The sequence below is a fragment of the Roseovarius halophilus (ex Wu et al. 2025) genome (assembly GCF_047086965.1).
The window spans coordinates 1-11,932 of the sequence record NZ_JBKOTX010000164.1 but is presented as its reverse complement, the minus strand read 5'-3'; the positions used below and the strand labels follow the sequence as shown (position 1 = coordinate 11,932).

15 protein-coding genes and 1 pseudogene are annotated in these 11,932 nt (G+C 67.2%); 5 read left to right on the top strand and 11 right to left on the bottom strand.

What is annotated here, in order from left to right:
- Window positions 1-699, top strand: a 699-nt coding sequence (locus ACH107_RS24490; protein WP_412508123.1) for an ABC transporter ATP-binding protein, incomplete at its 5' end; no start/stop codon positions are given.
- Between the two features lie 85 nt (window positions 700-784).
- Here the strand turns inward: ACH107_RS24490 and ACH107_RS24485 are convergent.
- The 10 genes from ACH107_RS24485 to guaA form a co-directional block, all read right to left on the bottom strand.
- Window positions 785-1,297, bottom strand: a complete 513-nt coding sequence (locus ACH107_RS24485) for an acyloxyacyl hydrolase (protein ID WP_412508121.1) — start codon at window positions 1,295-1,297, stop codon at window positions 785-787.
- A gap of 66 nt (window positions 1,298-1,363) precedes the next feature.
- Window positions 1,364-2,008 (bottom strand): TetR/AcrR family transcriptional regulator, encoded by a 645-nt coding sequence (locus tag ACH107_RS24480; RefSeq protein WP_412508119.1) that lies wholly within the window; start codon window positions 2,006-2,008, stop codon window positions 1,364-1,366.
- Window positions 2,001-2,132 carry a hypothetical protein gene (locus ACH107_RS24475; RefSeq protein ID WP_310691158.1) on the bottom strand — a complete coding sequence of 44 codons (132 nt, stop codon included), beginning with the start codon at window positions 2,130-2,132 and terminating at the stop codon, window positions 2,001-2,003. The genes ACH107_RS24480 and ACH107_RS24475 overlap by 8 nt, the downstream gene beginning before the upstream one ends.
- 41 nt (window positions 2,133-2,173) lie before the next feature.
- Window positions 2,174-3,118, bottom strand: coding sequence for an alpha/beta fold hydrolase (locus tag ACH107_RS24470; protein ID WP_412508117.1), 945 nt, complete (start codon window positions 3,116-3,118; stop codon window positions 2,174-2,176).
- Window positions 3,119-3,191: 73 nt separating this feature from the next.
- Window positions 3,192-4,139, bottom strand: a complete 948-nt coding sequence (locus tag ACH107_RS24465; RefSeq protein ID WP_412508115.1) for a homoserine O-succinyltransferase — start codon at window positions 4,137-4,139, stop codon at window positions 3,192-3,194.
- A gap of 27 nt (window positions 4,140-4,166) precedes the next feature.
- On the bottom strand, window positions 4,167-5,030 hold the full coding sequence (locus tag ACH107_RS24460; RefSeq protein ID WP_412508113.1) for an ATPase: 864 nt from the start codon (window positions 5,028-5,030) through the stop codon (window positions 4,167-4,169).
- Between the two features lie 104 nt (window positions 5,031-5,134).
- On the bottom strand, window positions 5,135-5,566 hold the full coding sequence (locus ACH107_RS24455; protein ID WP_412508112.1) for a hypothetical protein: 432 nt from the start codon (window positions 5,564-5,566) through the stop codon (window positions 5,135-5,137).
- A 59-nt stretch (window positions 5,567-5,625) separates the two neighbouring features.
- On the bottom strand, window positions 5,626-6,219 hold the full coding sequence (locus tag ACH107_RS24450) for a hypothetical protein (protein WP_412508111.1): 594 nt from the start codon (window positions 6,217-6,219) through the stop codon (window positions 5,626-5,628).
- A 105-nt stretch (window positions 6,220-6,324) separates the two neighbouring features.
- Window positions 6,325-7,233 carry a DMT family transporter gene (locus ACH107_RS24445; protein WP_412508110.1) on the bottom strand — a complete coding sequence of 303 codons (909 nt, stop codon included), beginning with the start codon at window positions 7,231-7,233 and terminating at the stop codon, window positions 6,325-6,327.
- Window positions 7,230-8,804, bottom strand: coding sequence for a glutamine-hydrolyzing GMP synthase (gene guaA / locus ACH107_RS24440; RefSeq protein ID WP_310691152.1), 1,575 nt, complete (start codon window positions 8,802-8,804; stop codon window positions 7,230-7,232). Before guaA ends, ACH107_RS24445 begins: the two co-directional genes overlap by 4 nt.
- Before the next feature lie 139 nt (window positions 8,805-8,943).
- Between guaA and ACH107_RS24435 the strand changes: the two genes are divergently transcribed.
- A complete protein-coding gene (locus ACH107_RS24435) occupies window positions 8,944-10,497 on the top strand; it encodes a trimethylamine methyltransferase family protein (RefSeq protein WP_412508108.1) in 1,554 nt (517 codons plus the stop codon).
- 4 nt (window positions 10,498-10,501) lie between these two features.
- On the opposite strand, the gene ACH107_RS24430 is transcribed toward ACH107_RS24435, so the two are convergent.
- On the bottom strand, window positions 10,502-10,816 hold the full coding sequence (locus ACH107_RS24430) for a DUF6477 family protein (protein WP_310691150.1): 315 nt from the start codon (window positions 10,814-10,816) through the stop codon (window positions 10,502-10,504).
- 213 nt (window positions 10,817-11,029) lie between these two features.
- Between ACH107_RS24430 and ACH107_RS24425 the strand changes: the two genes are divergently transcribed.
- From ACH107_RS24425 to ACH107_RS24415, 3 genes and pseudogenes are all read left to right on the top strand, one after another.
- Complete coding sequence (locus ACH107_RS24425; protein WP_412508106.1) at window positions 11,030-11,560, top strand: hypothetical protein; 531 nt, start codon at window positions 11,030-11,032, stop codon at window positions 11,558-11,560.
- Window positions 11,561-11,620: 60 nt separating this feature from the next.
- A pseudogene (locus ACH107_RS24420) lies at window positions 11,621-11,806 on the top strand (DUF6456 domain-containing protein); the annotation flags it as partial.
- A gap of 70 nt (window positions 11,807-11,876) precedes the next feature.
- On the top strand, window positions 11,877-11,932 hold a 56-nt coding region (locus ACH107_RS24415; RefSeq protein ID WP_412508125.1), incomplete at its 3' end, for a hypothetical protein.

Here is an 11,932-nt window from a genome sequence, read left to right as displayed (position 1 = left end):
CGGGCGGCGACGGCGCTCTCGGGCGGGCAGCGCCAGCGCGTGGCGCTGGCCCGCGCACTGATCCTCAAACCCAAGGTGCTGCTGCTGGACGAACCCCTGTCCGCGCTGGACAAGAAGATCCGCGAACAGATGCAGGTCGAGCTGATGAAGCTTCAGCGCGAGGTCGGGATCACCTTCATCCTCGTGACCCACGACCAGGAAGAGGCGCTGGTCATGTCCGACCGCATCGCCGTGATGTTCGAGGGCGGCATCGGCCAGTTGGACGACCCCGAAACACTCTATCGTCGGCCCCGCTCGAAACGGGTGGCCGGGTTCATCGGTATGATGAATTTCCTGCGCGGGCAGGTCAGCGCCACCGGCGCCGAGATCGATGTCGCGGTCGAGGGGCTGGGTCGCTGCAGGGTGCCCGCCGAACAGGCCCCCGGCGGGGTGGCGGCGGGGCCGGTCACCATCGGCATCCGCCCCGAGACGCTGTCGCTGCTCTTCGAGGGCGAGCGCACCGACCGGATGGAGGTCGCGGGCCGCGTCGACGAGGTCGTCTACTACGGCGACATGACCTATTACGACGTGGCCGTGGAGGGGATCGAGAAACCCCTGACCCTTTCGATGAAGAACCTGATCGGCCGCCCAGTGCTGGATGTCGGCATGCCCACCCGCGTGGCCTGGGATGAACGCTCGCTGGTTCTGCTGGGCCGGTGAGAGCCGCGCGCCGTTTCTTCTGGCCGGAAATATCCCGGGGTGAATTGGCCGCAGGCCAAGAGGGGCAGCGCCCCTCCCGCACGGCTCAGTCGAGCGCAACCTGGTAGCGGATCGAGAGCGTTTCCAGCCCGGGATTGAGCGCCTGCGTCTCCGCGTTCGAGCGGTGGTCGTAGATCACGCTTAGCGAGGCCCCGTTGCCGAACTCATAGCCCATCCCCAAGGCCGAGCGGATCTGCAGCGCGCCGCCCAGGTCGGGCCCGTCGCCCGCGCTGTGATAGCCCGGCATGATGGACCCCTCCGCGAAAAGCCCCGCCTGGCCGATCTCGAAGCGGGATTTCACCCCAAGCCCGGCCCAGCCCGCGCCCTGGTCGGTCATCGACAGCGCCACCGTGGACTGGAAGGGGCCATAGGCGTGGTCCAGGTCGTAGCCCAGGTAAAGCTCCTGGCCGATGCTGTCCTCCTGAAAGATCACATCGGCGGCCTGCACCGACAGCCGCGCGGGGGCGGCGTCACGGGCCAGGCATCCCTGTGGGCAATGGTTGAGGCTCATGTCGAACAGGCTTGCGATCAGGTAGATCGCGGCAAGGGTGCCGTCCATCGGTGCATCTCCGGTGTCTGTCACCTCGCTGGATACCGGTCCCGCGCGGGCCGGGCCAGCAATTTTTCAGCCCGCGCCGCTGCCCGGTTCGCTCTCGGTGTCGGGCCGGATCAACCCCAGCCCGCGCAGGTAGATGCCGATTCCGGTCTCCAGCAGGTCTTCGGGCGGGAAGGGCGCGCGGCTGCCGGGACTGCCGCGCGCGAACAGCTCGACCACGCCATGGGACATGGCCCAGACATGGGCCGAGAACATCTGCGGCGGCGGGCGCCTGTCCTCGGGGATATGCTGCGAAAGCTCGGCGGCGGCCTTTTCCAGCAACCCCATGGCCCGGCTGGCGGCCACGGCCAGCTCGGGCGTGCGCTGCACCGAGATGCCGCTTTCGAACATCGCCACGTAGTGCCCCGGAAACCGGCGCGCGAAGGCCAGGTAGGCGCGTCCCGTGGCCTCGAAGGAGGCCAGCGCCGAGGGCTGGCCCTTGTCATAGGCATGTTCCATCAGGTCGGCGAAGATGACATAGCCCTGCCGGGCGGCCTCGGCGATCAGGTCGTCGCGCCCGTCGAAATGGCGATAGACGGCGGCCGGGGTCACGCCGGCCTCGCGCGCGGCCTCGGACAGGGTAAAGCCCGTCGGGCCCTTCTCCTCGATCAGGCGCAGGGCCCCGTCGACCAGCGCCCGCTTGAGGTCGCCGTGATGATAGCCGCGCTTAGCCATGCCAGAGGTCCGGCGCTGCATGGATCATGGGCTCCACCGGCCCAACCCGCGAGAGGTCATCGCGATGACGGGCCTTTTTTGCGAACTCCCGGCGGATGGCCCCGTCGAAGGGCAGGTCCTGCATCTTGGTCTCCTCGCTTGTGCCACTATGGGGGTCGGGCGCGGTCAGCGCAATCCGGCGCGCGTGGCGGCGCGGTCGATGGCCGCGCGGGTGGCCTCGGGCGCGGTGTGATGGGGCAGGTGGCCCACCCCCTCCAGCCGGGTCAGGTTGGCCTGCGGCACCTCGCGGATGAATTTCTCGGCATGGATGGACAGGCCGACCGTGGTGTCGGCGGTGCCGTGGATCAGCTCGATCGGCAGGTCGAGGCTGTCATAGCGCGGTTGCATCCGGGTGATCTGGTCAAGCAGCCCCAACCGCTGTCTGGCGTTGGCGCGCAGGCTGACGCGGCGCGCGGCCAGTTCGGCGCCGACATAGCTGTCATAGCCCTCGGGCATCGGCTCGGGGTCGAAGATCGCGCGCACCTGGTCGCGGATGTAGGACTGCGGCACCAGCGCGGTGATCGGTGGGACCGCCAGCGCCGCGCCCAGGCGCGAGCCGTTGATGCGATAGAGCGCGGGCACATGGCCGTCCCAGGGGTGCGTGGGCGAGGACACGAGCGCCAGCGCCGCCAGGGCCTGCGGCTGCGTCACTGCCCAGGACAGGGCGACGGCGCCGCCATAGCTCTGGCCCAGCACCAACGGCCGCTCTGCGCCCAGCTGCGCCGCTGCCTTTTGCAGCAGCGCCGCCTGTTCCGCGATTGTCGCACCCCGCGCGTGCAGCCGCTCGGTATAGCCCAGGCCCGGCCGGTCGAAGGCGATCACGCGGTAATCCTCGGCTAGCCGGTCCACCAGGGCAAAGCTGAAATCCCGCAGGTTCCCCGAAGAGCCATGGATCAGCACCAGATCGGGGCCGTCGCCCTTGACCAGCGCGTGAACCCGGGTGCCCTCGACCTCGATGACCTGGCCCAGCGGCGGGAACCTCGCCTCCCAGCGGCTTTCGCGGGCGCCCGCGCGCAAGTGGACCGCCGCGGCCAGGACCAGCAGAACCAGAAGGAACACAAGAAATTTCATGACAGTCGCCCCGCGCAACAACAATGGATGGAACGTAGCCCCGGCCTGTGCGGGGTCCAGCAGCGCCGCGGCGTCAGCGCCGCAGGTCCGAGACCTCCTGACCGATGCGGCCCATGTCGAAGGGCGTGGTCAGGTATATTTCGGAAATCCAGTTGCCATAGAGCAGATGCGCATGGCTGCGCCAGCGGTTCTGCGGCGCGCGGGCGGGATCGTCGAAGGGGAAATAGTTCACCGGCATCAGCACATCGGCCCCCGCCACCTGCGAGGCGGCCAGATCGCGGCGGTATTCCTCGTCCAGCGTGCCGCTGTCGTATTCCAGGTGGTTGAAGACATAGAGCGCCCGATGTGCCGGGTCCTCGACCAGCGCCGGGCCGACCTCGTCCGAGTGCAGCAGGATCGGCAGGCCCGCCGCCTCGATCTCGGGCCGGCGCATCTCGGTCCAGCGGCTGACAGGCATGACGAAATCATCGGAAAATCCGCGCAGATAGGGGCTTTCCGGGGCAAAGTTCATGTGCCGGTAGCAGCCGAAGAGCTTTTGCTCCAAAAGGTGTTTCTTCACCCCGTGGAAGTAGTGGATCATCGCCATGCCGCCCCAGCAGACGCCGAAGGTGGAATGCACGTGGCTCTGGGTCCATTCGAAAACCTCGCAAAGCTCGTCCCAATAGGTGACCTCCTCGAAGGGCAGGTGCTCGATCGGGGCGCCGGTGATGATCAGCCCGTCGAATTTCTCGTCGCGGACCTCCGCAAATGGGCGATAGAAGGCATCCATGTGGTCGGCCGAGGTGTTGCGCGCCTCGTGGCCCGTCATGCGGATCAGGCTGAACTCGATCTGCAGCGGTGTCGCCCCGATCAGCCGCGAGAACTGGATCTCGGTCTGGATCTTGCGGGGCATGAGGTTCAAGAGCGCGATGCGCAGGGGCCGGATATCCTGCTGGCTGGCCGCATTCTCGCCCATGACCATGACGCCCTCGGTCGAGAGCACGTCATAGGCGGGCAGGGAGCGGGGCAGCTTGATGGGCATGTCGGTCTCTTTCGCGGTATTGCGGGCTCAGCGGGGCGCGTCGAGCGCGGCGGCGATCACCGCTTCGATATCGGCGGCGTCGCGGGTGTGGGCCATGTCCTCGGCCTGGACGGTGACGCCCCAATTGCGGGCCATGGCGGCATAGCGGGGCGGGCGATGGGCCAGGGCCCGTGCATAGGCCCAGCGGATGAAGGCATCCGGGTCGACATCGCCCTCTTGCAGGGTGTTTTCACGCAGGTATTCGGCCCAGGCCCGGGCCAGGAACTCAGGCTGATAGGACATCGGCTTGGGCGCCCGGTCGAAGCGGCGCACCAGTTCGTCTGTATGGGCGTCACTGCCCTTGATCCAGACCATCAGGCACTGCGCCGACAGGGCGCGCAGGATCGGGTCGTCGGGGTCTTCGGGATCGACCCATTCGCAGATCGACCCGCCGGTGTCGCAGACGAAATGCGGATAGCCATAGACCTCTTCCGCGCGGGTGATGAAGGCGCCCGTGTCAAGCAGGGTGCGTTCCTCGGCGGCGCGGAACTCGGCCTGGCGGCGGGTGTATTCGGCCATGGGCAGACCGCCGCGGGCCGGGTCGCCGGGCTTGCCCAGGTAGGCCGAAACGGCCGTGAGATCATCGTCGTGGATGTTGGCGGCGATATGGATGGCATCGGCGCGCAGCATTTCGGCCAGGAAGGGCACCTGCATGGCCTGTTTCTTGAGGTTATCGGCGATGGGTTCGGCCATGTAGCGGGTGCCGATGCGGTAATCCACGCTGTAGTGAAACCAGTCGCCCGTGCCCGCCAGCATCTTGGACAGATGCGTCTTGCCCAGCCCGGACATGGCGAAAAAGACCACGCGCTTGTGGGCGGCTCGGGTCCAGTCGGCGGCGCTTTCGTAAATCATGGCCCGTGCCTAGCGCGGGCGCGCCCGGCGTCCAAGCCCGAATTGCAGCGCCACGAAAAAGCCCCGCCGGGTGGGGCGGGGCTTTCGGTGTGGTCTTGGTCCGCTCAGTAGGAGTAGGCGATCTTCGCGCCGAGGCCCACGGCCGAGTTGTCGCTGAAGTCCGATCCGATGCTGGTGGTCGCATCGCCGATGTCGATGTAGCGGATACCCCCCGACAGTTCGACCCCGTCGGCGATCATGTAGGCCGCGCCCAGTTGGTAGCTGACGTAGCCATCGGTCGGGCCGAGGTTGCCGGTCGGATCGTCGGTGGCCGCTTCATAGCCCACCGCGAAAGAGGCGGAAAGCTTGTCGGTGAACTGCCGACCGACCCCGATGTTGAACGTATAGACGTCATCGTCGTATTCGAGGATATTACCCACAGCCGGCGTGCTGTCGGTCAGGGCAAAACCGTCCCAGGCCACATAGCGCAACGAACCAAAAAGAAGCGTGTCCTGGGCGATGCCGGTCTGGAAGTCGAGGTTGACGCTTTCGGGCATGGTTGTGCTCAGATCGCCCGCCGATCCATCAAGCGCCAGGTCGACCTGGCTGCTGTAGGTCAGCGCAACGCGCAGGGCGATCTCAGGGCGTTCGTAGGACCCGCCCAGGACATAGCCATGCCGGTGTCGCTGGAGTAGGTCGAGGCGTAGGCGGGCGATGCGGGCGCGGGGCCCCCCGGACCATCCGGGTCTACCGCCGGCACGTCGTAGACACCGCTCGCCGTCACCGTCCGGACCCCGCCGTGCAGGCTGAAATTCTCGTCGATCCGGAACCGCAGCAGCACCGAAAGGCCGGTGGTGTCGACCTCCGCATTCGCGCCGGCCAGGGCATAGGCGGTCGTGTCGTCGTAGTCCACGTCGGCGCCATAGGGTTGATCCAGGATGATGGCGAGCGCGGTGCCCTCGAACAGGTCGGTCTTGTAGGCCGCCCCGAACTGCGCGTAGCTGGGCGCCATGTCGCCGGAGGGCGCCCCGCCGAGGGCGGCATTCATGTTGCCGCTGACCGACGGGTTGACCCGCCCGAAGCTCAGCTCGGCATAACTGCCGTCCTCGAAAATCGCGCCGACCGGCTGGCCCGACCGATCGAGCCCGCCGGCACTGGCAAGTCCGGTCGTCAACAGTAGCGCGGCCCCCGCGCCGAGTATCTTTTCCATGTCCCTCATCCCTGAAGTGGTGTCTCTCCTCAGGTGAACCCTAGAAAGGGCCGCGGCGCCGGGTCAATTCTTGACGCAACGTAAGGTCGCGAGCCCGTCGCAGCGTCACTTCGGCACGGCTGCCCCGCGCACGACCGGCCGGGCCTGGCCGCGCGTGATGTTCAGGTAATTGCCCGCAAAGATGAAGATCGCGCCAAGAAACACGAAGGGGTCGAGCGCCTCGGCGTAAACCAGCGCGCCGACCAGGGCGATCACCGGCAGGCGGACGAAGTCGATGGGCATGACCACCGCCGCCGGCGCGATGGACAGTGCCGTGGTCAGGCAGAAATGCGCGACCAGGCCCGCACAGCCGATCAGCACCAGCCAGGGCAGGCTGGCGGGCGAGGGCCGGGCGATGTCACCGTCCAGCCCGGCACAGACCAGGCCCAGCACCAGCTGCATCGCTGTCAACCAGAACAGGATGCCGGTGATCGTCGTCCCCCGCGTCAGCCGCCGGGTGAACAGCGCCGACAGGGCAAAGCCCACGGCGGCCCCCGCGGCGGCCAGATGGCCCAGGTCCAGCGCCGAGATCCCGGGCCGGGTCACGATCAGCACCCCGGCAAAGCCGATGGCGGCGGCCAGCGCCCCGGTGCGCGTGATCCGTTCGCCCAGCACCAGCGGGGCCAGCAGGATCACCCAGATGGGCGAGGTGAACTCCAGCGCGAAGACCTGCGCCAGCGGGAGCGCAGAAATCGCGAAGAACCACAGGTTCTGGCCCGCGAAATGCGCCACGTTGCGCAGCCCGTGCAGGCCCAGCCGCTCGGTGCTGATCTGCCCCCGCGTGCCCGCCGCGCTGGCCACCAGCAGCACCAGCACCATGCCCACGACCGAGCGGTAGAGCATGATCTCGAAGGTATCGAGCTCGAAGCTGACCGCGCGCCCGGCCACGGCCATCGAGGTGAAGGACGCGATGGCGCCCGTCATCCAGAACGCCGCACGGACGGCATCGGGCAAAGGGGGCGACGTGGGGGTCATTCCCACTCGATGGTGCCCGGGGGCTTGGAGGTCACGTCATAGGTGACGCGGTTGATGCCCTTGACCTCATTGATGATGCGGGTCGCGGTCTCGCCCAGAAAGTCATGGCTGAAGGGGTAGTAATCGGCGGTCATGCCGTCCACCGATGTCACCGCGCGCAGGGCGCAGGCATAATCGTAGGTGCGCCCGTCGCCCATGACGCCCACGGTGCGCACGGGCAGGATCGCGACATAGGCCTGCCAGATCTCGTCATAAAGCCCGTGCTTGCGGATCTGGTCGATATAGACGGCATCGGCCTTGCGCAGGATCTCCAGCTTGTCGCGGGTGATCTCGCCGGGGCAGCGGATGGCCAGGCCCGGCCCGGGAAAGGGGTGGCGGCCGATGAACGAGGCTGGCAGGCCCAGCTCCTGACCAAGCGCGCGGACCTCGTCCTTGAACAGCTCGCGCAGCGGCTCGACCAGTTTCAGGCCCATCTTGTCGGGCAGCCCGCCCACGTTGTGATGCGACTTGATCGTCACGCTCGGCCCGCCGGAAAAGCTGACCGATTCGATGACATCGGGATAGAGCGTGCCCTGGGCGAGGAAATCCGCGCCCGCGATGTCGCCGGCGTATTTCTGGAAGACATCAATGAACAGACGCCCGATGATCTTGCGCTTTATTTCCGGATCGGAAACACCGTCAAGCTCGCCCAGGAACAGCTCGGCCTCGTCGGCATGGATCAGCGGGATGTTGTAGTGATCGCGGAACATGGTGACGACCTCGTCGGCCTCGCCCTGGCGCAGCAGCCCGTGATCCACGAAGACGCAGGTGAGCTGGTCGCCGATGGCCTCGTGCAGCAACACGGCGGCGACGGAACTGTCCACACCGCCCGACAGCCCGCAGATCACCTTGCTGTCGCCCACTTGGGCGCGGATCTTGGCCACGGCCTCTTCGCGGTAGGCGTCCATGGTCCAGTCGCCCTTGAAGCCCGCGTCGCGGATGAAGTTCTCGTAGAGGGTCTTGCCGTTGGGGGTGTGATGCACCTCGGGGTGGAACTGCACCGCGTAGAACCGGCGGGTCAGGTCGGCGGTGATGGCGAAGGGCGCGCCGGGCGAGGTGCCCAGCACCTCGAAGCCCGGGGCCAGTTTCGAGACATGGTCGCCATGGCTCATCCAGACCTGTTCGCGCCCCGAGCCGTCCATGAACCAGCCGTTGAGGAAATCGGGCCGTGCGCCTTCGGCGGGGGTGACCCAGGCGCGGCCGAACTCGGCGGTGGCATCCTCGCCGGCCTCGACGGTGCCGCCTAGGTCCTGCATCATCACCTGCTGGCCATAGCAGATCCCCAGGATCGGCACGCCCAGGTCGTAGACCTTGCGCGGCGGCCGTGGGCTGCCCGCGCGCATGACCGAATCCGGCCCGCCCGAGAAGATCACGGCCCGCGGCGCGAAGGCGTCAAGGAAGGCCTCGGTGACGGCCTGAAAGGGGTGAATCTCGCAATAGACATTCAACTCCCGCAGCCGCCGCGCGATCAACTGCGTGACCTGGCTGCCGAAATCGATGATGAGAAGGCGGTCGTGGTTGTGGCTTTGCATGGCGCCAGTTAAGCCGGAAGCCTGACCCATGCAAGCGCGCGCATGTCGCTTTCGCACCCAAAAGGGCGCAAATCCGATCCATCGCCGCCGCGTGTGGGGCTATCACCTTGGCAAGGCATCGAGACGAGGGAGTCGCGGCATGAGCGAAGCAAGCACGGCACAGGCAGGGCGCAGGGGCCGCGGCGGCGGCGGGGCCGCGCGGCGGGCGCAACGCTCGGCGGTCAGTTTCGAGACGGCGAAATACATCGAGCGCAACGTGCCCAACTTCGAGGTTCTCACGGAAGAGGCCATCGCGGTGATCGAGGCCAATGCCGAGCAGATCCTCGAGGAGATCGGCGTCGCCTTCGTCGACAACCCGCAGGCGCTGGAGCGCTGGAAGGCCGTCGGCGCCGAGGTCACCGGCGAGCGGGTGCGCATTCCCCGGGGGCTGGCGCGCGAGTTGATCAAGACCGCGCCCTCGGAATTCACCCAGCACGCCCGCAACCCCGAGCGCAACGTGGTGATCGGCGGGCGCAACCTGGTGCTGGCGCCGGTCTATGGCCCGCCCTTCGTGCGCGACGTCGACGGTGGCCGCCGCTATGCCACGATGGAGGATTTCCAGAAATTCGTGAAGCTGGCCTATATGTCCAAGTGGCTGCACCACTCGGGCGGGACGGTCTGCGAACCCACCGACGTGGCGGTGAACAAGCGCCACCTCGACATGCTGCTGGCGCATATGACCCTGTCGGACAAGCCTTTCATGGGCTCCGTCACCGATCCCGACCGGGCGCGCGACAGCATCGAGATGGCCGAGATCCTGTTTGGCCGGGATTTCGTCGACCAGAACACGGTTCTGACCTCGCTGATCAACATCAACTCGCCGCTGACTTTTGATGCGACGATGATGGGCGCGCTGGAAGCTTATGCCGCCAAGAACCAGGCCGCGATCATCAGCCCCTTCATCGTCGGTGGGGCCATGGCACCGGTCACGGTGGCCGGCACGCTGACCCAGGTTCTGGCCGAGGTCCTGGCCGGCGTCGCCTACAGCCAGATGATCCGGCCCGGCGCCCCGGCGATCTTCGGCACCTTCGTGACCTCGATCGACATGAACTCGGGCGCGCCCACCTTCGGCACCCCCGAGGCCGCCAAGATCACCTACGGGGCGGGGCAACTGGCGCGGCGGCTGGGGCTGCCCTACCGCTCGGCGGGGTCGTTCAACGGCTCCAAGCTGCCTGATGCACAGGCCGGCTATGAAACCGCCAACAGCCTGAATGTGGGGCTTCTGGCCGGGGTCAACTTCATGCTGCACTCCTGCGGCTGGCTGGAGGGCGGTCTGGTCGCCGATTTCGAGAAATTCGTGATGGATGCCGACCAGTTGGGGGCGCTGCACGGCATCGCCAGCGGCGTCCAGATCGACGAGAACGCCCAGGCCATGGACGCGCTGCGGGAAGTGGGTCCGGGCGGTCATTACCTTGGCTGCGCCCATACACAGGCGAATTTCAAGAGTGCCTTCTGGCGCTCTGATCTGCTGGACTACAAACCCTTCGAGACTTGGGACGAGGAAGGCGGGCGCGACACCCGCCAACTGGCCAAGCTGCGGGTCGAGAAGCTGCTGGCCGACTACCAGCAGCCCGCCGTCGACCCGGCCATCAACGAGGCCCTCAACACCTATGTGGCCGAGAAGAAGGCCAGCATGCCCGACGCCTTCGGCTGATCTCTCAGCCCATGGGCGCCAGCCTGCGGCGCGATTTGCGGATCGCCCGCAGGGTGGCTGCCTCGGACATCAGCGCGATCAGCACCCCCACGTGCCGGGCTATGGAATAGGCCGCGCGGTCCTGCTGGCGCTGGCTGTCCAGAGCCGCCTCCATGTCCAGTAGCCGGATCACCGCATCGCTTGCTTGCGGTGGCGTGTCGGTCTTCAGCAACCGCCGCAGATGGCGGTCGCGGCAATACTCCGTTAACCCAAGGCGCGCGGTCTGCACCAGAATTTGCGGCCTTTCGAGACGTGAAACGCGTGTCAGGACATCTTCCATGACGGACTCCCGGTTTGTTTCATGCCACTTGTAACACAACCCGAGCGTGTGTTGCGTGTGATAAAAATCGGCGAACGGCCCCTTAACCAACGTTTACCAATTGGAAACTATGGTTTCTTCTGTGGACAATGTTTCCGACAGAGAAACGGTGTCCTGGGTGGGGAATGGGCCGGATTGGCCGCGCTGACAGCGCGGCGAGGATGGGAACGGACAATGTCATTTGAACACAAGTCGTCGGTCTCGATGCCGACCTGGGTGCCGGACCACGTACGGCACTACCTGCTGCACACCGTTTATGGCCAGTCCATCCGCGCGCTGGCACGTCGCGCGGACTGCCACGCCTCGACCATCATGCGCCAGGTGCGCCGGGTCGAACAGCGCCGCGAGGACCCGCTCATCGATGAGGCGCTGCGGGTGCTGGCCTCGGAAGGGGCCGGGGGCGCGGCGGCGGTCTCGAACCTGGAACAGCTGCAGGCCCTGCGCCGCTTGGCCGAGCCGGGGGCGCTATTGGCCGTGGCCCCGGACATGGGGCGTGGGGTCATCGTGCGCGATGCGGCGGGCGACAGTCCCGAACACAGCGCGCCACTGGATCTGCGGGTGGCCCGGGCGCTGGTGCTGCGCGATTTTGTCGATGCCGGGGCGCTGGGGGGGCGTGTTGTGCGCTACCGGATGTCCCACACCGGGCGGGCGGCACTGCGCGACCTGATCGCGCGCTCGGAAAACCGCGCCCGCGAGATGGCCTAGGCCCAGACCCCCTTTGCCCATGCCCCCGGCGGCGCCACGGGGCCCGAGGAAGAAACCCGCCTGCGAAGCACCCGGCTGGCCGCCGCCGACAGCCCGGTGCGGGCCCTGGCCCGGCGCAAGGACAAGTTCGGCGAACCCTTCCTGACGCCCGAGATGGTGCGCGCCGCCGAGCGCCTGCGCGAGGATTTCGAGGTCGCCCATGTCGGGCAGTCGGTCAGCCAGGACTGGCAAGCCATGATGACCGGCCCGCACACGGGGCAGGGCGGCGGCGCGTGGCACGGGTGTTCGCGTCTACCTGGCCTGCGGGGTCACCGACATGCGCAAGGGCATCGCGGGGCTCTCGACCATCGCGCAGGACGTTCTGCGGCAGAA